Below are 714 nucleotides of genomic sequence, written 5' to 3'. Positions count from 1 at the left end.
GTACTGCAAGAGCCCACCGTCAAAATATGAATCGGTAGATCCCAGATGATTTACCACATTCACATTAATTACTGCCCGTTCCATATGGTCCCTTCTTTCCCTTTCGCTTAGAAATGAGTATTTCTACATCAGGGACTAAATTCCTGCAAAAGTGTTCGCTCTTTTTTATTCCTCAGGCTACCCGTTAGTTGAAAAAACCTACGCTTTCAACTTGTTGTTTTCAATACTCCTTTTTTGCAAGCTGACCAATACCACCCAAAAAATGGTAGTAGCTGATTTATATCGGGCTCATCGAGACTCTAAAATCATAGCCTTTGATTCTGTGGAATAAGCTCTATGGAGGATATTGTAAGTTTAGGTTGCCAAATTTTACATGATAGCCTTACAATGAATGGAAAAGGAAGGGCGTGAAAATATGATATACGACCACTTTAAACAGCGATTTGATAAAGGGGAGATATCGGTTGGAATTGGTCCTGCAGACGCTCGCAAGTTTTTCCGTGCTAAAGTGGAAGAGCTTCTTGGAGAGCGGCTATTTGGACAGTATGTTGTTGTAAAAACTCTCTTTTTTCTGCTCGTTTTTGGGTCTTGCACTTCATTGGTGGAGCTTTCTCGCAATTCCTGTCGTATTTTTCATACATATGATGTTGGCAGGTAGAGCTTCGATGGGGAATCAAACTCCTGGTCGCACACTTGTATTTCCACTTGTATTTC

Annotated in this window: 1 protein-coding gene; it reads left to right on the top strand. The window is 40.6% G+C overall.

All coding sequences use genetic code 11. From position 1 onward, the window contains the following. Nucleotides 1-391 precede the first annotated feature (391 nt). Nucleotides 392-658, top strand: a complete 267-nt coding sequence (locus tag AC1DVJ_RS31205; RefSeq protein ID WP_477596846.1) for a hypothetical protein — start codon at nucleotides 392-394, stop codon at nucleotides 656-658. The last annotated feature ends 56 nt before the right edge of the window (nucleotides 659-714 follow it).

It is taken from the genome of Paenibacillus sp. P4_A9, assembly GCF_056402415.1.
Note: the sequence above shows the minus strand (reverse complement) of the source record. Positions and strands in the feature narration are given on the sequence as shown.